Origin of the sequence: Kitasatospora sp. NPDC002551, assembly GCF_040296005.1 — a bacterium.
GTDB lineage: Bacteria > Actinomycetota > Actinomycetes > Streptomycetales > Streptomycetaceae > Kitasatospora.
This window is the reverse complement of record NZ_JBEOWI010000034.1, coordinates 59,438-79,643: the sequence shown is the minus strand read 5'-3', so window position 1 is coordinate 79,643 and position 20,206 is coordinate 59,438. Positions and strand designations below refer to the sequence as shown.

The following is a 20,206-nucleotide window of genomic DNA, read 5'->3' as shown; positions in this document are numbered from 1 at the left end:
GTCACCGGCCATGTCGCCGGCCTTTCGACCGGCCTTGTCGCTGCCCGCGGTCCGTGAGTGTGCGCGTGCCCGACCTCAGTGGTGAGCCGGTCCGGCGTCCCCCGTCGCTCTGACGACCCCCGGCCCTCCTCTCCCGGTCCCCGCCCGCACCCGCGGTGTCTCCCCGTGTTGCTCCACGACCACGTACGGCGACCTTCGGGAGGCTTCCATGGCACAACCCACCACCTCGCTCCTCTGCACCGACCTCTCCTTCGAGTGGCCGGACGGCAGGCCCGTCCTCGACGGCTTCCACCTCGCCGTCGGCCCCGGCCGCACCGGCCTGATCGGGCTCAACGGCGCGGGCAAGTCCACCCTGCTGCGCCTGCTGGCGGGCGAACTCACCCCCACCTCGGGCACCGTCAGGGCGGGCGGCGAGATCGGCTACCTGCCGCAGGGCCTCACCCTGGACACCGGCCTGCGGGTCGACGAGGCGCTCGGCGTCCGGGCCGCCCGCGAGGCCCTGCACGCGATCGAGGCCGGCTCCACCGACCAGCGCCACTTCGACGCGGTCGGCGACGACTGGGACGTCGAGGAGCGCGCCCGCGCCCTGCTCGACCGGCTCGGCCTGCACCGGCTCGGCCTCGACCGCACCACCGGCGAACTCTCCGGCGGCGAGGCCGTCCTGCTGCGGCTGGCCACCCTGCTGCTGCGCCGCCCCGACGTCCTGCTGCTCGACGAGCCGACCAACAACCTCGACCGCTCCGCCCGGGAGCGGCTCTACGAGACGGTGGCCGGCTGGGGCGGCGTGATGGTGATCGTCAGCCACGACCGCGAGCTGCTCCAGCACGTCGACCAGATCGCCGAGCTGAGGGGCGGCCAGGTCACCTGGTACGGCGGCAACTTCGCCGAGTACGAGCGCACCCTCGCCGCCCAGCAGGAGACCGCCGAGCGGCTGCTGCGCAACGCCGAGTCCGACGTCCAGCGCCAGAAGCGGGACCTGGCCGAGGCCCGGATGCGGCTGGATCGCAGCGCGAGCTACGGCAGGAAGCGCTCGGTCACCCGCAACGACCCGCACATCGTCGCCGGCAAGCTCAAACGCCAGGGCCAGGAGACGGCGGGCCGGCTCCAGGGCATGCACACCGAGCGCCTGGAGGAGGCCAAGCGCAAGCTGACCGCCGCCGAGGAGGCCGTGCGGGACGACGCCGAGATCCGGATCGACCTCCCCCGCACCGCCGTCCCGGCCGGGCGCACCGTGCTCACCCTGGACAAGGTCCGGATGCCGCACGGCATCACCGCCGACCTCGAACTGCGCGGGCCCGAGCGGATCGCCCTGGTCGGCCGCAACGGCGCGGGCAAGTCCACCCTGCTGCGGACCATCGCCGGCGAAATCGCCCCGTCGGCGGGCGAGGTGATCACCCCGGTGCCGCTGCGCCACCTCCCGCAGCGGCTCGACCTGCTCGACGAGAAGCTCACCGTGGTGGGCAACGTCAAGCTGTTCGCGCCGGGCGCGGGCGACAACGCGATCCGGGCCCGGCTGGCCCGCTTCCTGTTCCGCGGCGGGCGTGCCGACCAGCCGGCCGGCACGCTCTCCGGCGGCGAGCGGTTCCGGGCCACCCTGGCCGCGCTGCTGCTGGCCGACCCGCCGCCGCAGCTGCTGCTGCTCGACGAGCCGACCAACAACCTGGACCTGGCCAGCGTCCGCCAGCTCACCCAGGCGCTCGCCGCCTACCAGGGGGCACTGATCGTCGCCAGCCACGACCTGCCGTTCCTGCGCGGCCTGGGCGTCACCCGCTGGCTGGAGCTGGACGGCGCGCTGAGGGCGGTGGACCCGATGTGACGACGCACCCCTAGCGGTGGCCGGCCCCGGCGGAGAGGATCCGCCGGGCCTCGGTCAGGGCGGAGTCCTTCAGCCCGGCCAGCTCCTCCGGGGTGAAGACCGGGGTGCGGACGTCCGGCGGGATGCCCGGGCCGTCGAAGGTGGTGCCGGCCGGGGTGAGGAACTTCTCGTTCGGCAGGCCGATGAGCAGGTCGTCGGAGATCGGCTTCAACATCACGTCGGAGAAGACGCCCTGGGTGTTCTCGCCGATCCGGACCGTCGCGGGGCGCCGCGCCATCAGCGCCTGGGTGAAGGTCTCGCCCGCGCTCACCGTCGAGCCGGCCGTGAGCAGGGCGACCGGCCCGGTGAAGCGGGTCGCCCCGGCCGCGGGGCGGACGGTGATCGGCTGCGGCCGGGTGAAGGCGGTCGGGTCGGCCGGGTCGTTGCGCGCCGCCTTGCGGTAGGCGAGGAAGGGCCGGTCGGTGAGCCGGGAGGCGATCCGCAGGCCCAGCTCGTCCGAGCCGCCGCCGTTCAGCCGCAGGTCGACCACCACCCCGGTCAGCCGCTCGGGGTGGGCCAGCAGGAGGTCCAGTGCCTTGTCCAGCTCGGCCGCCTGCTCCTGGTACGAGCCGTCGTCGATGTACCCGTCGAAGGCGCTCACCCGCAGATAGCCGATGCCGCCCGGGAGTTCGCCGACGCCCAGCCGTTCGCGCCCGAAGGTCCGCTCGGGGGCGAGCAACTGGGCGGCGACCGCCCGCCCGGCCTGCTCCCGTACCTGGTCGGTGGGCTCCTCGGTGCCCGGTCGCAGACCGCCGAAGACGAGGTCGTAGCCGCCGTCGGCCGCCTTGCGCCCCAGGAAGGTGTGCGCGTCGCCGAGCGGTTCGAGCAGGCCGCCGATGATCCCGGTGAGGGCGGTGGTGTCGGTCCGCGGGGTGATGGTGGCCCGTGCCTGCGCCCCCCGGGCCCGCCAGTCGATGCCCTTGGCGGCGAAGAACGGGTAGTTCTCCTCGAAGGTCGCCCAGAACCGGTCGAAGACCGCGAGCGCGTCCTGCGGTACCGGTTGCGTGCACTGGACCGGCAGCCCGCCGGGCAGCCGGGACAGGTTCTTGGTCCCGGCGGAGCTGTCCTCCTTGGACACGGCCCGGTCGTGCCCAAGGGGTGTGACGGTCAGTTCTCCGAAGCTCTTGCCGGGGCCGCCGTAGCGCACGGCGCCGCCGCGCCCGGGCACGCCGACCTGCGTGCCGCTCAGGAAGCCCGGGGTGCAGCCGAGCCGGGTCACGTCGTAGGTGGTGAAGGTGGTGCCGTGGATCTCCAGGATCGTGCCGTACCCGTCCGTCCGCCAGACGCCCTCCAGGCGGTTGACGCCCGGCCGCTCGGCCGCGCCGTCCCCGTCCGGTGCCGCCCCGACCGCGCCCGCCGCCCCGATCGTCCCCGCCGTGACCGCGAGCGCGACCGCCGCGATCCCCGCCGCCCTGGCCACCGGCCTCCGGTGTCCGATACCCATGCCGTTGCCCGCCGTTTCCAGCTCAGGGCCTCCCCCGCGGAACCCCTCCGCCGCCCACGGGTCGACGGTAGGGGCCGGTCCGGGCGCCGCGCGTCAGCCTGCGGAGCGGTCCGCGCCCCCGACCGAGGAGGTACTCCCGGCGCGGCGGTCTACGACCGGCGGCGTACGTGCCCCCGGCACCCCCTCGGGGTCACCGGCTCGGTGTCCAACTCCCGTGCGCTCCAGTACCATCGGCGCCATGCCAGCACTCAACATCGAGTACACGGAGCACGAACTCGCCGCCATCCGCGAGGCGGCCGCCGCCGACGGCAAGAGTGTCAAGGCGTATGTGCACGACCTGAGTGTGCGGGAGCAGCAGCGCCGGGTGTTCGTCTCCCACGCGGTGGCGTTCTGGAACGCCCACCGCGAGGAGTTCGACCGGGAGTTCCCGGAGGACGCGCCGGCGGCCTGAGCGGGCGAGGGCGATCGGCGCCGGCGATCGGCGGGAGCGATGAGGGTGCCGCGATGATGCTGTTGCAGGTCGACCTGCGCTGGCTGCTCGACGTCCAGGAGCTGGCCTCGCCCGAGGACCTCAGCGTGCGGGACTACTCGGCGCTGCAGGCGGCCGTCGCCCGGCACCGGGTGAACACCGCGCAGCTCGGCCACGACGCCGACCCCTCCTGGTGCGCGGCCACCCTGATGCACACGATCGTGCTGCTGCGCCCGCTCCCGGTGCGCAACAACCTGTACGCCTGCATGACGACGGCCGCGTACATGCACGCGGCCGGGGAGGGCATCGACCCGCCGTACGGGACGCTGGTGGAGCTGGCCCGGGACATCGCCGAGGGGCGGGCGGACGTGTTCGCGGCGGCCGACCGGATCCGGTCCTGGCGGATCTGAGCGCCGATCCGGGCGCTCGCCCGGGCTCGGACCCGAGCGCTGAACCGGGCCCGGGGGCCGGCCGCCGGCGGGGGAGGCGGGATCAGGCCCCGGCGGGGGCGGGGCCGCGGCGCAGCCGGGCCCGGACCAGGGTGCCCAGCCGGTCCAGGCCGACCACGGCGGCGCCCAGCAGGACGAACTCGACCGTCAGCAGCGCGATCTGTCCCCAGACGTAGCCGTACCCCTTGGTGGTCGGGTCGAAGAAGAAGTACGGGTACGGCAGCGGGAAGTTGGAGAACAGCGCGTTGCGGGTGAGCACCACCGCCGCGTAGCCGAGCGGGAAGGCCAGCCAGAGCGGCACGTCCCGCCAGGCGGAGGCGTTGCGCGGCTTGAGCACCAGCCAGTCGACGATCACCAGTACCGGGGTGACGTAGTGCAGGAAGAACGACGACCAGTGCTGCAGCTTGTCCGGCCCGTCGAACAGACCGGGCAGCGGGTTGGCGCCGTGCTCCAGCAGGATGTGCGAGACCAGGCCGGTGATCAGGATGTACAGGGTGGCGGCGCCGCGCAGCCGGGGCGCGGGGGCGTCGGTGGTGCCGCGCTTGAGCATCCAGTAGACGGCGCCGGCGAAGTAGCCGAGCACGATCACGTTGCTCTCGACGGTGAAGTACACCAGCGGTGCGGTCTGCAGGGTCAGGCCGAGGCCCGCCGAGAGCACGATGCCGGCGCGCCACCAGAGCGCGGGGCTGGTCCGGACTGACATGCGGTCACCAGTTCGTTTCAGGCGATACGGGAGGTATCGGACGGTCGAGGGGAAGGAGCGCACTCTACCCGCCGGTGGAACGGGGACGAAAGAAACGTTTCCCCCGCTCCCCGTCGGCTTCCCATCGGCTCCCCCGTAGGTTCCCCGTCAGCCCGGCAGCACGAACCCCGACTCGTAGGCCGCGATCACCGCCTGGGTGCGGTCCCGCGCGCCCAGCTTGGCCAGCACGCCGCCCACGTGCGTCTTGACCGTCTCCTGGCTGAGAACCAGCTCCGCGGCGATCTCCCCGTTGCTGAGCCCGGCCGCCATCAGCCGCAGCACCTGCCCCTCCCGCCCGGTGAGCCGCCCGATCGGACCGCCGCCGGGCGCGGGACGGGCCGCCTGCCCGGCCGGTGCCGCGTACCGCAGGGCCAGGTCGCGCACGGCCGCCGGGAACAGCAGCGAGTCGCCGCGCGCGATCAGCCGCACCGCCTGCACCATCTCCTCCGCCCGCGCCCGCTTGAGCAGGAACCCGGCCGCCCCCGCCCGCAGCGCGTCGTACACGTGGTCGTCGTGCTCGAAGGTGGTCACCACCAGGATCCGGGGCGGTTCGGCCATCCCGGCGACCAGCTGCTCGGTGGCCCGGATGCCGTCGATCCCCGGCATCCGGACGTCCATCAGCACCACGTCCGGGCGCAGCCGGCGCACCAGCGGCACCACCTCGGCGCCGTCGGCCGCCTCGCCGACCACGCTGAGGTCCGGCTCGGCGTCGATCACCACCCGCAGGCCCGTGCGCACCAGCCGTTCGTCGTCGGCGATCACCACCCGGACCGGGCCGCCGGCCGCGTTCCCCGCACCGTCCCCGGCGTTCCCGGCGTTCCCGGCGTTCCCGGCGTTCCCGGCGTTCCCGCTGTCGTTCACCGTTCTCCTCCCACCGGCAGCCAGACGGCCAGCCGCCATGTCGTCCCGTCGTCCGAGGGCCCGGCCTCGCAGCCGCCGCGCAGCGCCGCCGCGCGCTCGCCGATCCCGCGCAGCCCGCGCCCGCCGCCGGGCCGGCCGGCCCGCAACCGGCCCAGCGGGTTGGTCAGTTCGATCTCCAGCCGCCCGCCCGCCGGGGCGACCCGCAGCCGGGCGGGCGCGGGGCCGGCCGGGCCGGCGTGCCGCAGCACATTGGTCAGGCCCTCCTGGACGATCCGGTAGGCCTCGCGGGAGAGCGCGGCCGGAAGCCGGTCCAGTCGGGGAGCCACCTCGGCGTCCACCATCAGCCCGGTGCGGGCCAGCTGCCGCAGCAGGTCGTCCAGCCCCGCGAGGGTCGGTCCGGCGGGCCCGGCCGCGTCGCCGTCCTCCTCGCGCAGCAGCCCCAGCACCGCGTCCAGTTCGGCGACGGCGCCGCGCGCGGTCTCCTCGATGGCGGCCAGCGCCTCCGCCGCGAACTCCGGGTCGGAGCGCAGCACCCGGGCGGCGGCTGAGGCCTGGATGCCGACGGCGCTCAGCGCGTGGCCGACCGAGTCGTGCAGTTCGCGGGCCAGCCGGTTGCGCTGGGCGAGCACGGCGGCCCGCCGTTCGGCGTCGGCCAGCCGCTCCTCCGGGGTCGGGCCGAGCAGCACCGGCGCCCACCGCGCCAGCAGCGCGCCGAGGCCGGCGCTGGTGCCGATGATCAGCGCGAGCAGCGCGGTGCCCAGCACCGGGCCGGGCAGCCAGCCGGGCACGCCCCGCTCCTCCCAGAACCGCCACAGCTCCTCGGTGCCGGCCGGCCGCAGCACGAGCATCACGGCGAACGGCGCACCGGCCAGCGTCATCCCGCTGACGATGCCGCCGAACAGCAGGTGCAGCACGAACCACGCGGCCGTCCGCCGCCGGGCCGCCCAGGAGCGGGCCGGTCCGGTGACCACCTCCGCCGCCCGCCGGGGTGCGCACAGCGCCCGGGCCGCCGCGCCCTCCAGGGCCCGGACGGTCGGGACCAGAGCGGTCACGGCGGCCATCGGGAGCGAGGCGCCGAGCGCGGCGAAGTAGAGCAGGATCTGGACCAGCGAGTCCTTGCGCGGGTCGAGCGTGCCCAGGACGACCGTCGCGAGCAGCCAGTACGGCATCAGCAGCGCGCCGCCGAGCACCAGGTGCACCCAGCGCAGCCGGGACCGCCGCCCGAGCAGGGCGCCCGCCGCCCGCCGTGCCGCGTGCCGCACCGCCGTCCCGCCCGCACCCATGTCCGTGGCCCCCGCGCCCATGATCACGGCGCAGACTCTACGTCAGCAGTACGGGAGGGGCGGAGAGTCGTGGTGTTCCACGCGGTGTCCCGGGCTGCCGCCGTCCACACCACCATCAGCGGCACCCGCAGCCGCCGCTCGGGCCGCACCCGGAACACCAGCACGAGCAGCGCCGTCACCGCGGCCGGCGCCATCACGGCCGCGACGCCGTCCATCACGTCCAGGCTCCGTCCGCGGTGCTCCCGCCACTCGGCCGGCAGCCCGGCGTCCCCGCCCAGCGCCCAGTAGCACCGGGCCGCCGCCACTGCGGCGGCGAGCAGTGCGGAGACGCCCGCGAGCGACCGCTGCACCGTGAGCGTGGGGGAGTCGGGCAGGTCCCCGATCCGGTCGCGCAGCAGGCCGGCCCAGCGCTGCCGGGCGTACAGCAGGAAGCCGGTGATCAACGCGAGGCCCTGGACGGCGAAGCCGCCGTACACGACGGTGAACACCCAGTCGCAGACCCCGCCGGCCGCGTTGCCGGTGGACTTCTCGGGCCCGAACAGCAGGGTGCCGAGCATGGACAACGGCACCGCCACCAGGATGGTCCCGAGCAGGCCGGTCGCCACCCACATCGGGAACACCAGCAGCCCGGCCGCCGCCCGCCGCCCCCACGGCCGGACGAAGGCGAGCGCCAGCAGGACGGCGATGGCGTCCATGCCGAAGGTGAGCAGGTTGGCGAGCCACAGGTCGTCCATGGTGTCACCGGCCCCGACCGGGTGGCCGGTGAGCCAGAGCGTTTTGAGGGTGAGGTAGGGCAGGGTCGCGGCGACGGCCACACCGGCCGTCACGACCCGCAGCCGGCCGACGGGTGCGGCGGCCGGTGTCGCCGAGGGGAGCGGGAGCGTCGAGGTCATGCCCCCACGCTCCCGCGCACCCGCCCGCCCGCACCTCCTCCGGCGACCCGATCCGCCTCCCCCGCCGGGGGGAACCGAGGCGGAGGCGGCAGTCCTACGGGAGGATCGGCTCGCAGCCGATCGCCTTGCCGGCGGCGGTGAGGAACTGCGTCCACACGGCCGTCGTGTCGGGCAGCAGGACGCGGTCCCTGAGGGCCGGCGCCGATCGCCAGGAGTAGTGGAAGTACGTCCTGCGGCCCTGGCACGTGGTGACCACGTCCTCGTTCGAGGAACCGGTCCAGGTGCTCCGGCCGAACGCCGTGGAGCGCTCCTTGTCCGCCGGGAGGTCGACCAGCCGCGGCTCGGTGACGACGGCGAAGGACGCCACGGGTGTCCCGCTCGCGCTGTCGGTCACCTCGCAGGACCAGAACGGGGAGAAGGCCGTGGTGGCCTGCTGGCGGTACCGCTCCTCGTGGTCCGCGTCGGGCGCCCTGGTGACGGCCATGCCGGGCAGACCGCAGAGGTTGCCCCAGTCGACCGGCTGCTCGGCGCCCACCGGGGACAGCGTCCTCGGCGCGGGCGGTGCGCCGCCGCAGTCGCGGTCCTTCGCGGCCAGGCCCGCGAGCCCGACCGCGAGCCGGGCGATCCCTTCCGCGTGGTCGCCGTCCTTCCCGTCGTGCCCGGTGCCGACCGAGGCCCGCAGGCCGGTGGGACAGCCCTCCGGGAGCAGCGCCCACGCGCCGCCCGGCGTCACCGCGCCCACCGCGCCGCCCTCGGCGAACAGCCGCGCCGCCGGGCGGGACTCGGCGCCCGCGCTCCGGGTCACGGAGAGCCCGAACGAGACGCTCTGCCCGGTGTCCCCGAACAGGCCGAAGTCCACCGTGGCGCGGCAGTACTGCGCCGGGTCGACGGCGGTCGGGACGTAGCCGGCGGACTTCTCCTCGCTGATCCGCCCCGGCCCGAGGGCGGCGTGCACGGCGTCGGCGCTCGCCGCGCCCCCGCAGACGCTGTCCGGCCCGAAGACGTTGGTGAGGTTGTACAGCAGCACCCCGGACACCCCGGCGGTGATCGCCAGCAGCACGCCGGCCGCCCGCAGCCGCAGTGCCCGGGTGGTGAACCCGCGCCCGCTCAGTGCCTCGTCGACCCGGTCGCCGACCGGCCGGTGCTCCGTCGTCGCTTCGTCCATCAGCTCCGCCCGAGGGCCCGGCGGTACGCGTCGTCGACGCCGGTCTGGTAGCTCGTGTTGACGTCGGCCAGCAGCGTCGTGGTGACGCCGCCGGTGGCGTTGACCTCGCTCTCCGGGATGCCGGCGGCCAGCGCGCGGGCCCGGATCATCGCCTTGAGCTGCTCGTCGCCGGCCCGGAAGGTGTCCGAGATCTGCTCGGTGGCCTTCAGGCTCTCGTCGTTGTTGAGGTTGTTGGCGTAGGCGGAGGTACCGACGTCCACCAGGCGCTGGATCGTGTCGCCGACCACCGGCAGACCGGTGACCGGCGCGCCGAGCACGTGGTAGTCCATCTTGGCGTTCCAGTTGTTGCGGAAGATCGCGTCGTCCCGGTGGTCGGCGATGACGTCGGTGCGTACGCCGCTGAGCGTGCCCATCACCTCGCCGGCCTCGCGGGTGAACCCCTGGATCCGGTGGTTCGGGCGGCCGGTCTGGTCCGGCTGGAAGGCCTCGACGGGGTAGTCGTTCAGCCGCTTGGCGACCTCCTGGCTCTCCGCGTAGTGCACGAGCTTGAACGCCTCGGGGTCCTCGGCGACGCCGCGGACGGTCCGCAGCAGCTGCTCCCGGCCGATGGTGAGCCTGCTGGTCTCGGAGGTGCCGCCGGTCTCCTTGCCGAGGATCTCGTAGGTGTCGGCGGCGTAGTCGGCGATCATCTCGCCGAGCGGGCGGCGCAGGGCGGCGGGCAGTTCGTTCTCGTGGCCGGCCTTGTCGCCGCCGAAGTGGGTGACGGTCTCGGACATGATCCGTGCCATCGCCTCGTCGTGCGGGCGGACCGGCGGCTGGTCGCCGTGCGGGTCCCGGCCGGTGGTGGCGGCCTGGAGGGCGTCGCCGAACGCGCCGCGCGAGGTGTCCCGGGCGAGGGTGTCGGTCTGCTGGTGCTCGTAGCCCTGGTTGGGCCAGCTGCGCTCCTTGAGCAGGTAGTCGAGGTTCTTGCTGGCGCCGGGGTCGAGGAACTCCTTGGACGCCTCCGGGTTGTGGCTCATCGCCTTCATCAGGCCGCGCATCGGGTCGCCCTGGCGGCCGGTGACGGCGGAGTAGTCGGGGCCCCAGAGCTCCTCGCCCTTGAGCTTGCTGCCGCGCTCGTAGTCGACCAGGTCGTTGCCGACCTTCGTCAGGAACGGCTTGTCGAAGTCACCCTCGGCGCCCATCAGCTCGGTGAGCGTCCGGTAGTTCTCGTTGTACCCGGCGGCCGAGCCGCCCGGCTTGCGGGCGGCCTTGAGCAGCTCGTCCTCCCAGGCCCGGCCCATGCCGCCGTCCCTGGTGGCGGTGGCGAGCACCTGGCCGAGGCTGCCGTGGACGTCCTGGTACTGCTGGGCGTTGTGGTTGCCCCGGGCGAGGTCGCCGTAGACCTTGGCGTAGTCGAGCAGCGCCTCGGGGCCGCCGTGGCCGCCCGCGTTGAGGGTGTTGAGCAGGCTGGTGGAGAACTCCTTGGAGCCCGAGCCGGAGGCCATCAGGTTCTGCAGCCGCTGGAGCTCGGTGTCGGAGAGGCTGCCGGCCTTGGACAGCAGGTCGGCGGCGCGCCGGGCGTCGGCGGTGTCGCCGCCGCCGTAGGGCTTGGCGTTGAACGCGGTGGTGCTGGTGCCGACGTCGGTCTGCAGGGCGACGGTGGCGCGCTGGTCGGCGGCGGTGGCCTGCTGCACGGCCTTGGTGAGCCGGGCGGATATCGCCTCCGCCTTGGCCTTCATCTCGTCGTCGTACTTCTTGATCGCCGGGCCGGCGTCCGGGTCGTTGCGCGAGCCGGGCATCGGCGGCCAGCGGACCTCGCCGTCGGCGCCGACCGTCATGGTCTGGGACTCGGCGTCGTGGATCGCGGCGTCGAGGTCCTTGCGGGCGGCGGTGAAGTCGGCGGCCGCGTCGCGGATGATCGCGGCGAGCGCCTTGGCGACGCCGGCGGCCTGGGTGACGTCGGTGTCGACGCCCTTGAGGGTGGCGCCCGCCTGGATGGCGGCGGGCCCCTCCCAGCCGGCCCGCTGCGGGGTGCCGGTGAGGTCGCGGGCGACGCGCGCGTCGAGCCCGTCGAGGGCCGTGGCCATCTTCGTCCAGGCCTCGGCGGTCTCGGTGACGCCGGCGAAGTCGGCCTCGTGGAGTTCCTTGAAGGACACCATGGGGGTTGCTCCTCTCCGCTCAGCGGCCGGCCTGGCCGAACTGGCCGGCGGTGGACGTCTCGTTGGACCGGTAGGAGCGCTGGGTGGCGTCCAGGTTGTCGGCGGTGCCGGTCAGCTTGTCGTGCAGGGTCTTGCACTGCTGGAGCCAGCGCTCGGTGGAGGCGGTGAGCGCGCCGCCGAAGGCGAAGCCGCGGATCCGCCCGGCGGCGGTGGAGGCGTGCTCGGCGAGGTTGTTGCCGCCCTTGCCGTTGGCCTTGTCGAGGTCGGCGGCGATCTGGCGGGCGATGCCGGCCGAGGCGTTGAGCTCGTACGGGCGGTCCAGCCGGGTGGTGGTGCCGGACGGGTTCACACCGGGGGAGGGCGACGGCACCGGGCCCGGCGTGGCGGCGGGCGAGCCCGCGGCGGGGGCCGGGGTCGGGCCGGGGGCCGGGGTGGGCCGGGGTGTGGGGTTGGCGAACGGGGACGAACTGGGCGCGACCGGCCCGGTGGTGAACCCTGGGTAGACCATGTGCGGCTGCTCTTCCTTCCTCCGGATCCGACGGGAGGTCAGCAGCCCCCCGCCGGGGACGACGGTACCCGGCGGGTCCGTCGGTGTACGGACCCACCCTCCGCGGCGGCGGTTGCGCGGTGCGCGTCAAGGTCGCGTCAGGGGTCCGGACCGAGGGCCGGGGCGAGGGCCGGGCCGCGTCCGGAAGGTCTTGTTACTGAACGGTCGCTTCCCTATCATCGCGAGTGTGACAGCTTTACTGTCAGACTTCGTCGATCCCCGGAGGGGCAGTGGCGTCCGAACGTGACAGCGGCGGGAGCGAGCGCGGCGGACCGCTGGCCGGCGTCCGCGTGGTCGAACTCGCCGGGATCGGCCCCGGGCCGTTCGCCGCGATGCTGCTGGGCGACCTCGGCGCCGACGTCGTCCGGGTCGACCGGCCCGAGCCCCCGCCGCTCGGCATCGACCCGGCCTTCGACGTCGCGGGCCGCAACAAGCGCTCGGTGGTCGTCGACCTCAAGTCCCCCGACGGGCCCGGCCGGGTGCTCGACCTGGCCGCCCGCGCCGACCTGCTGATCGAGGGCTACCGGCCCGGCGTCGCCGAGCGCCTGGGCGTCGGCCCCGAGGCCTGCCTGGCCCGCAACCCCGCGCTGGTGTACGGGCGGATGACCGGCTGGGGCCAGCACGGGCCGCTGGCCGCCCGGGCCGGGCACGACATCGGGTACACGGCGGTGGCCGGCGTCCTCGGCCTGGTCGCGCCGGCCACCGCCGCGGACACGCCCGAGGCCCCGCCCGCGCTGCCCGCGAACCTGCTCGGCGACTACGCCGGCGGCTCGCTCTACCTGGTCGTCGGCCTGCTCGCCGCCCTCCACCACGCCCGCGCCACCGGCACCGGGCAGGTCGTCGACGCCGCCGTCGTCGACGGCGCCGCCCACCTCACCGCCGTCCTCCAGGGCCTGCTCGCCGGCGGGCAGTGGCAGGACCGGCGCGGCGTCAACCTGCTCGACGGCGGCGCGCCGTTCTACGCCGTCTACCCCGCCGCCGACGGCGGCCACCTCGCCGTCGGCGCCCTGGAGCCGCAGTTCTACGCCGAGTTCGCCCGGCTGCTGGAACTCGGCCCCGACGCGCCCGGCCAGTGGGAGACCGACCGCTGGCCCGAACTGCGCGCCCGGATCGCCGCCCGCTTCGCCACCCGCCCCCGCGCCGCCTGGGAGGCCGTCTTCGCGGGCTCCGACGCCTGCGTGGAACCGGTGCTGACGATGCGTCAGGCGCACGCCCATCCGCACCTGGCGAGCCGCGCGAGCTACGTCGAGGTGGACGGCGTCACCCAGCCCGCCCCCGCCCCGCGGTTCTCCGCCACCCCCGGCACGCTGCGCCGCCCGCCCGCCCGGCCGGGCGCCGACACCGCCGAGGTCGCCGCCGACTGGGGCGTGCCCTCGCTCGGCCGGCCGCCGACCGCCTGAACCTCCGACCCCGCCAAGGAGACTGCCGTGCAACGCGACCTCTTCACCGACGAGCACGAGGACTTCCGGGCCACCGTCCGGGCCTACCTCGCCAAGGAGGTGCTGCCGCACTGCGACCGCTGGGAGAAGGCCGGCATCGTCGACCGCGAGGCCTGGCTGGCGGCCGGCCGGCAGGGCCTGCTCGGGCTTGCCGTCCCCGAGGAGTACGGCGGCGGGGGCACCGCCGACTTCCGCTACGCCGCCGTGCTCGCCGAGGAGTTCGCCCGGGCCGGCGCCTCCGGCCTGGCGCTCGGCCTGCACAACGACATCATCGGCCCCTACCTCACCTCGCTCGCCACCGAGGAGCAGAAGCGCCGCTGGCTGCCGGGCTTCTGCACCGGCGAGCTGATCACCGCCATCGCGATGACCGAGCCCGGCACCGGCTCCGACCTCCAGGGCATCCGCACCCGGGCGGTCGACCGGGGCGACCACTTCCTGCTCAGCGGCGCCAAGACCTTCATCTCCAACGGCATCCTCGCCGACCTGGTGGTCGTGGTCGCCCGCACCACCCCCGAGGGCGGCGCGCACGGCCTGAGCCTGCTGGTCGTCGAGCGCGGCATGCCCGGCTTCGAGCGCGGCCGCAACCTCGACAAGATCGGCCAGAAGGCCCAGGACACCGCCGAGTTGTTCTTCCAGGACGTCCGCGTCCCCAAGGAGAACCTGCTCGGGGAGCTCGACCAGGGCTTCCTGTACCTGATGCGCAACCTCGCCCAGGAGCGGCTCACCATCGCGGCCGCCGCGATCGCCGGCGCCGAGCACCTGGTCGAGATCACCACCGCCTACGTCAAGCAGCGCGAGGCGTTCGGCCGCCCGCTGGCCAAGCTCCAGCACGTCCGCTTCGAGATCGCCGAACTGGCCACCGAGTGCGCCGTCACCCGCGCGTTCGTCGACCGCTGCATCACCGAGCACAACCGCTGCGCGCTGACCCCGGCGGACGCCTCGATGGCCAAGTGGTGGGCCACCGAACTGCAGAAGCGCACCGCCGACCGATGCCTCCAACTCCACGGCGGCTACGGGTACATGGCCGAGTACCCGGTCGCCCGGGCGTTCACCGACGGCCGCATCCAGACCATCTACGGCGGCACCACCGAGATCATGAAGGAGATCGTGGGCCGCTCCCTCCTCGACTGACCCCCGCTCTCCGGCGTCCAACCCCCGCCCCGAAAGGCTCCCCACCGTGACCACCGAAGCGTACGTCTACGACGCGATCCGCACCCCGCGCGGCCGGGGCAAGGCCACCGGCTCCCTGCACGGCACCAAGCCGATCGACCTGGTCGTCGGCCTGATCCACGAAATCCGCCGCCGCTTCCCGGACTTGGACCCGGCGGCGATCGACGACATCGTGCTCGGCGTGGTCAGCCCGGTCGGCGACCAGGGCTCCGACATCGCCCGGATCGCCGCCATCGCCGCCGGCCTGCCCGACACCGTCGCCGGCGTCCAGGAGAACCGCTTCTGCGCCTCCGGCCTGGAGGCCGTCAACCTGGCCGCCGCCAAGGTCCGCTCCGGCTGGGAGGACCTCGTCCTGGCCGGCGGCGTCGAGTCGATGTCCCGGGTGAAGATGGCCTCCGACGGCGGCGCCTGGTTCGCCGACCCGATGACGGCCTACGAGACCAACTTCGTGCCGCAGGGCATCGGCGCCGACCTCATCGCCACCATCGAGGGCTTCTCCCGCACCGACGTCGACGCGTTCGCCGCCGAGTCCCAGGCCCGCGCCGCCAAGGCGCAGGCCGACGGCCTGTTCGACCGCTCGGTCGTGCCGGTCCGCGACCGCAACGGCCTGGTGGTGCTGGACCGCGACGAGTTCATCCGCCCCGGCACCACCGTCGAGACGCTGGCCGCGCTCAAGCCCTCCTTCGCCACGATCGGCGAGGCCGGCGGCTTCGACGCCGTCGCCCTGCAGAAGTACCACTGGGTGGAGGCCATCGACCACGTCCACCACGCGGGCAACTCCTCGGGCATCGTCGACGGCGCCGCCCTGGTCGCCATCGGCAACCGGGAGACCGGTGAGCGCTACGGGCTGCGGCCGCGCGCCCGGATCGTCTCCGCCGCCGTCTCCGGCTCCGAGCCGACCATCATGCTCACCGGCCCCGCGCCCGCCACCCGCAAGGCGCTCGCCAAGGCCGGGCTGACCGCCGCCGACATCGACCTGGTCGAGATCAACGAGGCCTTCGCCGCCGTCGCCCTGCGCTTCATCCGCGAGATGGGCTTCTCCCCGGAGCAGGTGAACGTCAACGGCGGCGCGATCGCCCTCGGCCACCCGCTGGGCGCCACCGGCGCGATGCTCATCGGCACCCTGGTCGACGAGCTGGAGCGGCGCGACCTGCGCTACGGCCTGGCCACCCTCTGCGTGGGCGGCGGCATGGGCATCGCCACCGTCGTCGAGCGCGTCTGACCCCCGTCCTCCTCCCCACCTCCTCCGGAGACCAGAACCCATGAGCGACACCACCACCATCCGCTGGGAGCAGGACCAGGACGGCGTGGTCACCCTCGTCCTCGACGACCCGGCCCAGTCGGTGAACACCATGAACGAGGCGTTCACCGCCGACTTCGAGGCCGTCGTGGCCCGGCTGGCCGCCCTCGCCGCGGCCGGCGGGCTGCGCGGCGTGGTCGTCACCTCCGCCAAGAAGACCTTCTTCGCCGGCGGCGACCTGCGGATGCTCTCGGCCGCCGGCCCCGGGGACGCCGCCGCCGTCTTCGAGAAGTCGATGCGGATCAAGCGCGCCCTGCGCACCCTGGAGACCCTCGGCAAGCCGGTCGTCGCCGCGGTCAACGGCAGCGCGCTCGGCGGCGGCCTGGAGCTGGCCCTCGCCTGTCACCACCGGATCGCCCTGGACACCCCCGCCAGCCGGATCGGCCTGCCCGAGGTCACCCTCGGCTTGCTCCCCGGCGGCGGCGGGATCGTCCGCACCGTGCGGCTGTTCGGCATCACCGACGCCCTGCTGAAGTTCCTGCTGCAGGGCCGCCAGTACCGCCCGGCGCAGGCCCTGGAGCACGGACTGGTCCACGAACTCGTCGACACTCCGGAGGAGTTGACCGCCCGGGCGCGGGCCTGGATCGAGGCCAACCCGGCCCCCGTCCAGCCCTGGGACGTCAAGGGGTACAAGATCCCCGGCGGCACCCCCAGCCCCCCGGCCTTCGCCGCCAACCTGCCGGCCTTCCCGGCCAACCTGCGCAAGCAACTGGCCGGCGCCCCCTACCCGGCGCCGCGCAACGTGCTCGCCGCCGCCGTCGAGAGCGCCCAGGTGGACGTCGACACGGCGATGGCGGTCGAGGCCCGCTACTTCACCGAGCTGGCCTGCGGGCAGACCAGCACGAACATGATCCAGGCGCTCTTCTTCGACCTCCAGGCGGTCAACTCCGGTGCCGGGCGGCCCGCTTCGGTGGAGAAGCGGACGGTCCGCAAGGTCGCCGTGCTCGGTGCCGGCATGATGGGCGCCGGCATCGCCCACGCCTGCGCCAAGGCCGGCATCGAGGTGCTGCTCAAGGACGTCACCCTGGAGGCCGCCGAGCGCGGAAAGGCCTACTCCGAGGGCCTGTTGGCGAAGGCGGTGGCCCGCGGGCGCAGCACCGGGGCGCAGCGCGACGAACTGCTCGCCCGGATCACCCCCACCGCCGAGGCCGCCGACCTGGCCGGCTGCGACGCGGTGATCGAGGCGGTCTTCGAGAACCCCGAGCTGAAGCACAAGGTGTTCCAGGAGATCGAGGGCGTCGTCGCGCCGGACGCCCTGCTCTGCTCCAACACCTCCACCCTGCCGATCGGCCTGCTCGCCGAGGGCGTGCGGCGCACCGCCGACTTCATCGGCCTGCACTTCTTCTCGCCGGTCGACAAGATGCAGCTGGTGGAGATCATCCGCGGCCCGCGGACCGGGGACGAGGCGCTGGCCCGCGCCTTCGACCTGGTCCGGCAGATCGCCAGGACCCCGATCGTGGTCAACGACTCGCGCGGCTTCTTCACCTCGCGGGTGATCGGCCAGTTCATCAACGAGGGCGTCGCCATGATCGGCGAGGGCGTCGACCCGGCCAGCGTCGAGCAGGCCGCCGCCCAGGCGGGCTACCCGGCCAAGGTGCTCTCGCTGCTCGACGAGCTGACCCTCACCCTGCCGCGCAGGATCCGCGACGAGTACCGGCGCGCCGTCGAGGCCTCCGGTGGCGAGTGGACCGCCCACCCGGCGGACGCGGTGGTGGACCGGATGGTCGACGAGTTCGGCCGCCCCGGCCGCAGCGGCGGCGCCGGCTTCTACGACTACGACGAGAACGGTACCCGCGGGCGCCTCTGGCCGGGCCTGCGCGAGCACTTCACGCGCCCGGACGTCTCCGTGCCGTTCGAGGACCTCAAGGAGCGGATGCTCTTCAGCGAGGCCCTGGACTCGGTGCGCTGCCTGGAGGAGGGCGTGCTCACCTCCGTCGCGGACGCCAACGTCGGCTCCATCCTCGGCATCGGCTTCCCGGCCTGGACCGGCGGCGTGCTGCAGTACGTCAACGGCTACCCGGGCGGCCCGGCCGGCTTCGCGGCGCGGGCCCGCGAGCTCGCCGCCGCGTACGGCGAGCGGTTCGCGCCGCCCGCCCTGCTGGAGCGGATCGCCGCCGAGGGGCGCACCTTCACGGACTGATCACCGCTCGGGCGGGGCGGCCCGCCGCTCCTCGGCGGCCGCCTCGCCCAGCTCCTCCCGCAACGACCGCTGGAACGCCGTGACCAGCGCCTGCGCCACCATCGGCTGGATGTGGTCGGTGAGCGCCTTCATCCGCTCCACGTCGTCCGGCGCCGGCTCGCTCTCCCGGTACGGCTTCCACACCGTCTCCCGGAACAGCCGGTGCAGCTCCCGCGCCGTCGCCCGGCTGTGCTCCACCACCACGGCGCGCGCCGCCAGCAGCGTCTCCAGCGGGATCGGCACGTCCAGGATCCGCACCCCCAGCGGCAGCAGCCCCTGGTCCACCCGGAACACCTCCGGGTCCGCCGTCCGCTCCAGCGCCCCCATCGCGGCCAGCCGGTCCAGCTGCTCCTCCGACAGCCGCCGTCCGGCCCGCCGCTCCACCTCCCCGCGGCCCGCCTCCTCCGGCGTCTCCGGTGTCCAGGACGCCACCAGCGCCCGGTGGATCGCGAGGTCCAGCGGCGTCGTCTCCCGCGGCAGCCGCGCCAGGTACCGCTCGATCGCCGCCAGCGTCAGCCCCTGGCGCTGCAGCTCCTCGATCAGCCCCAGCCGGTCCAGGTGCTCCGCCCCGTACCACCCCACCCGCCGGGCCCCCAGCACCGGCGGCGGCAGCAGCCCCTTCGTCCCGTAGAACCGCACCGTCCGCACCGTCACCCCCGCCCGCGCCGCCAACTCGTCCACCGTCAGCCGCACCTCCACCCCCGCCTCCCGTCCCGTAGCACCACCACTGTGACACCAGCAGTGTGACACCACTGTCCCACCGGGTCCACGCGGCCGGGCTTCGTCAGGGCTTCGTGCCCTAAGGCCGGGAATCGAGCTGGCGCCGTTTCCTGGACGACGGTCTCGGCTCCGACGCGGCGGCCGTGATGCGATCGCGTATCGAGGTGAGCGCGTCGCCCGGGTCGACTCCCAGTTCCTCGCCCAGGATCCGGGCTGTGAAGGCGTGGTGGGCGAGGGCGTCGTCGCGGCGTCCGGCCAGGAACAGCGCGCGCATGAGCAATGCGGCGACGGCTTCGTGAAGTGGATGCTCGGCGGAGAGCGTGGTCAGCGAGGCCACGGCGTCCTCGACGAGGCCCAGGTCGATGCCGGCCTCGGCATGGAGGACCTGCAGTCTCGTGAGCTCTTCGTGGAGGGCGAGGCGTCGCTGGTCGGCGAACGGGCCCGGCACGCCCACGAGGGCACGCCCGGTCCACAACGCGAGTCCGGCGGCGGCCAGTTCCCTGGCGCGGGCGGGGTCGCCGGCGGACAGGGCGGCGGAGGCTTCACGGGCGCGGGTCGTCACGAGAGGGACGTCGACAGCCTTGGGCGCGACGTGCAGGGTGTATGCGCCGGCATGGTGGACCAGGATGTCGGCGATCCCGGGTGTCCTGGCGTGGCGCAGCAAGGGCCTCAGCCGGGACACGTAGTTCCGGATGATCGCCATGGCGCTTCCGGGCGGCTGTTCGCCCCAGAGGCCGTCGATGAGCTCATCCGTTGCGACCGGCGCTCCCGGCCGGTCGGCGAGCATGGCGAGCACAGCGGCCTGACCGGGCGACCCCGCGCGGACCTCCTCCGCTTCGCGGCGGATCCGGGGTCTTCCCAGGAGGCGGATGACCGGCTGCTGGTCGTCCGCACCGGCGCGGCGCGGCGTCTCCGGGCGGTCGGCGGCGCGCGGGGCGGGGGACGTGGCCGGGGTGCGGGAGGACCGGCTCTTCGAGGTGGCGGTGAAGGGGGCGTTGAGGTGGGTCAGGTCGGGGAACGGCCGGAGCTCCTGTTCGGCTTCGACGCGCAGGGCGAGCGCGGCGGTGTGCGCCTGCTGCAGGTGGCGCTTCTGCTCCGCGAGCCTTCCGTGCAGGGGCACGCCGGTGAAGGCGTCGCCCCGCCACAGGACCAGCGCCCGGACCAGGAGCCGGTGCGCCTCGGTGGCCCTCCCGTGCGCGAGCTCCGACCGCCCCCGGCCGACGAGGTCGGTGAACAGGTCGGCGTCGAGCTGCCCCGCTTCGATGGCCAGGAGGTAGGCCTTGTGTCGGTGGACGACGGCCGGCGCGGCGTCCCCCGCCTCCGCGAGCCGGCGCCTTAGCCGGGAGACGTGGCTCATCAGCTGACCGGGCGCATCCCGTGGGGGCCGGGAGCCCCAGAGATCGCCGATGAGTCGGCTTGTGGGAACCGGCGTACCCGGCTCCGACATGAGTGCGGCGAGGAGGGTCCTGGCGCGGGTTCCCGTCGGGGTGACATCCGTGCCGTCGACGATGATGCGGACCGGGCCCAGCACTCTTGCCTCGACGGTCAT

General features: G+C 74.3%; 17 protein-coding genes. 7 read left to right on the top strand and 10 right to left on the bottom strand.

Going from position 1 to position 20,206, the window contains the following annotated elements; all coding sequences use genetic code 11:
* Positions 1 to 208 precede the first annotated feature (208 nt).
* A complete protein-coding gene (locus ABT093_RS26095; RefSeq protein ID WP_350568620.1) occupies positions 209 to 1,816 on the top strand; it encodes an ABC-F family ATP-binding cassette domain-containing protein in 1,608 nt (535 codons plus the stop codon).
* Between the two features lie 10 nt (positions 1,817 to 1,826).
* Here ABT093_RS26095 and ABT093_RS26090 read toward each other — a convergent pair whose 3' ends face one another.
* Positions 1,827 to 3,299 carry a S41 family peptidase gene (locus ABT093_RS26090; protein WP_350568619.1) on the bottom strand — a complete coding sequence of 491 codons (1,473 nt, stop codon included), beginning with the start codon at positions 3,297 to 3,299 and terminating at the stop codon, positions 1,827 to 1,829.
* Between the two features lie 238 nt (positions 3,300 to 3,537).
* On the opposite strand from ABT093_RS26090, the gene ABT093_RS26085 reads away from it, so the two are divergent.
* Together ABT093_RS26085 and ABT093_RS26080 are read left to right on the top strand one after the other, a co-directional pair.
* A complete protein-coding gene (locus ABT093_RS26085; protein ID WP_344322900.1) occupies positions 3,538 to 3,750 on the top strand; it encodes a hypothetical protein in 213 nt (70 codons plus the stop codon).
* A 56-nt stretch (positions 3,751 to 3,806) separates the two neighbouring features.
* The gene (locus tag ABT093_RS26080) at positions 3,807 to 4,178 is read left to right on the top strand and encodes a toxin Doc (protein ID WP_350568666.1); all 372 of its coding nucleotides are present in this window, start codon (positions 3,807 to 3,809) and stop codon (positions 4,176 to 4,178) included.
* A gap of 82 nt (positions 4,179 to 4,260) precedes the next feature.
* On the opposite strand, the gene ABT093_RS26075 is transcribed toward ABT093_RS26080, so the two are convergent.
* The 7 genes from ABT093_RS26075 to ABT093_RS26045 form a co-directional block, all read right to left on the bottom strand.
* Positions 4,261 to 4,920 (bottom strand): Pr6Pr family membrane protein, encoded by a 660-nt coding sequence (locus tag ABT093_RS26075; RefSeq protein ID WP_350568617.1) that lies wholly within the window; start codon positions 4,918 to 4,920, stop codon positions 4,261 to 4,263.
* 147 nt (positions 4,921 to 5,067) lie between these two features.
* Positions 5,068 to 5,724: a response regulator gene (locus tag ABT093_RS26070; protein ID WP_350568664.1), complete on the bottom strand. Its 657-nt coding sequence runs from the start codon at positions 5,722 to 5,724 to the stop codon at positions 5,068 to 5,070.
* Between the two features lie 92 nt (positions 5,725 to 5,816).
* Complete coding sequence (locus tag ABT093_RS26065) at positions 5,817 to 7,124, bottom strand: sensor histidine kinase (RefSeq protein WP_350568663.1); 1,308 nt, start codon at positions 7,122 to 7,124, stop codon at positions 5,817 to 5,819.
* A 2-nt stretch (positions 7,125 to 7,126) separates the two neighbouring features.
* A complete protein-coding gene (locus tag ABT093_RS26060; RefSeq protein ID WP_350568616.1) occupies positions 7,127 to 7,996 on the bottom strand; it encodes a hypothetical protein in 870 nt (289 codons plus the stop codon).
* Positions 7,997 to 8,090: 94 nt separating this feature from the next.
* Entirely contained in the window at positions 8,091 to 9,161 is a 1,071-nt protein-coding gene (locus ABT093_RS26055; protein WP_350568614.1) for a hypothetical protein, read from the bottom strand.
* Positions 9,161 to 11,302 (bottom strand): DUF6571 family protein, encoded by a 2,142-nt coding sequence (locus tag ABT093_RS26050; protein ID WP_350568612.1) that lies wholly within the window; start codon positions 11,300 to 11,302, stop codon positions 9,161 to 9,163. Before ABT093_RS26050 ends, ABT093_RS26055 begins: the two co-directional genes overlap by 1 nt.
* Before the next feature lie 19 nt (positions 11,303 to 11,321).
* Positions 11,322 to 11,810, bottom strand: coding sequence for a hypothetical protein (locus ABT093_RS26045; RefSeq protein WP_350568610.1), 489 nt, complete (start codon positions 11,808 to 11,810; stop codon positions 11,322 to 11,324).
* A gap of 269 nt (positions 11,811 to 12,079) precedes the next feature.
* Here ABT093_RS26045 and ABT093_RS26040 point away from each other — a divergent pair, with 269 nt between their 5' ends.
* From ABT093_RS26040 to ABT093_RS26025, 4 genes are read left to right on the top strand one after another with little or no spacing between them, the layout of a single operon-like run.
* Entirely contained in the window at positions 12,080 to 13,249 is a 1,170-nt protein-coding gene (locus tag ABT093_RS26040; protein WP_350568608.1) for a CaiB/BaiF CoA transferase family protein, read from the top strand.
* Between the two features lie 27 nt (positions 13,250 to 13,276).
* A complete protein-coding gene (locus tag ABT093_RS26035; protein WP_350568607.1) occupies positions 13,277 to 14,419 on the top strand; it encodes an acyl-CoA dehydrogenase family protein in 1,143 nt (380 codons plus the stop codon).
* A gap of 46 nt (positions 14,420 to 14,465) precedes the next feature.
* The gene (locus ABT093_RS26030) at positions 14,466 to 15,680 is read left to right on the top strand and encodes an acetyl-CoA C-acetyltransferase (RefSeq protein WP_350568605.1); all 1,215 of its coding nucleotides are present in this window, start codon (positions 14,466 to 14,468) and stop codon (positions 15,678 to 15,680) included.
* A gap of 40 nt (positions 15,681 to 15,720) precedes the next feature.
* Positions 15,721 to 17,898 (top strand): 3-hydroxyacyl-CoA dehydrogenase NAD-binding domain-containing protein, encoded by a 2,178-nt coding sequence (locus ABT093_RS26025; protein ID WP_350568604.1) that lies wholly within the window; start codon positions 15,721 to 15,723, stop codon positions 17,896 to 17,898.
* Here ABT093_RS26025 and ABT093_RS26020 read toward each other — a convergent pair whose 3' ends face one another.
* The gene (locus ABT093_RS26020) at positions 17,899 to 18,636 is read right to left on the bottom strand and encodes a MerR family transcriptional regulator (protein ID WP_350568603.1); all 738 of its coding nucleotides are present in this window, start codon (positions 18,634 to 18,636) and stop codon (positions 17,899 to 17,901) included.
* 100 nt (positions 18,637 to 18,736) lie between these two features.
* On the bottom strand, positions 18,737 to 20,206 hold the full coding sequence (locus ABT093_RS26015; protein ID WP_350568662.1) for an AfsR/SARP family transcriptional regulator: 1,470 nt from the start codon (positions 20,204 to 20,206) through the stop codon (positions 18,737 to 18,739).